Here is a 1,172-nt window from a genome sequence, read left to right on the forward strand (position 1 = left end):
CCAGCTGCGGCTGGATATCTCGCTGCCGCAGGTGGCGCTGCAACGCCAGGCGCGCGGCTTCGTCGCGCCGGAACTGCGCGACCACGGCATCACCGCCGCTTTCCTCGGCTACAGCGTCAACCACTACCGCAACCAGGGCCAGCAGAACACCTACGCGGGCATCACCACCGGCCTCAACCTGGGGGCATGGCGGCTGCGCCACCGCAGTTCGCTCAGCCACAGCCCGCAGGGCACACACTTCACCACGCTCAACAGCACGCTGCAGCGCGATCTGCCGCGCTGGAACAGCCAGCTCACGCTGGGCCAGGCCAACACCGGTGGCGAACTGTTCGACAGCGTCGGCTTCACCGGTGTGCGTATCAGCACCGACGAACGCATGCTGCCCGATTCACTGCGTGGCTACGCGCCGGTGGTGCGTGGCGTGGCACAGAGCAATGCGCGCGTCACCATCCGCCAGAACGGCGCGGTGCTGTACGAAACCACGGTGGCGCCGGGTCCGTTCGCCATCGACGATCTCTACCCCAACGCCGGCAGTGGCGATCTGGAAGTGGCCGTCACCGAGGCCGATGGCCGCGAAGAGCGCTTCACCGTCGCGTTCTCTGCCGTGCCGCAGGCACTGCGCGAAGGCAGCCAGCGTTTCAGCGTGACCGCGGGCGAGCTGCGCAATACCGGCCGGGCGCAGAACGCGCTGCGCTTCACCGAAGGCACCTATGCGCGCGGCGTCAGCAACCGCATGACCCTGCTGGGCGGCGTGCAGGTAGCCGAGCACTACCAGGCCGGCCTGGCCGGCGCGGCGTTCAACACACCTTTCGGCGCCATCGGTGCCGATATCACCCACGCCCGCGCCAAGGTGCCGGGCCTGCCCGCGCAGAGCGGCCGCAGCTACCGCCTGAACTACCAGCGCAGCGTGGCGCGCACCGGCACCAACCTGGGCCTGGCCGCGTACCGCTACAGCACCGAGGGCTTCCTCACCCTCACCGATGTCTCGCAGCTGTCGTTCGACCGCCCGCAGGCGGCCGATGCGTTCGTCATGCGCACCCGCCAGCGCTTCCAGGTGAACTTCTCGCAGCGGCTCGGCCAGCGCAGCCAGCTGTATGTCAGCGGCGGCCACGTGGCGTACTGGAACCGCCCCGGCAAGCAGAACGATCTGCAGCTGGGCTTCCACAGCAGCT

1 protein-coding gene is annotated in these 1,172 nt (G+C 69.0%); it reads left to right on the forward strand.

Annotated elements, in window-relative coordinates:
• On the forward strand, positions 1 to 1,172 hold a 1,172-nt coding region (locus ACFC0D_RS38665; protein WP_376446815.1), incomplete at both ends, for a fimbria/pilus outer membrane usher protein.

This window comes from Streptomyces sp. NPDC056222 (genome assembly GCF_042264065.1).
Lineage (GTDB): Bacteria > Actinomycetota > Actinomycetes > Streptomycetales > Streptomycetaceae > Streptomyces.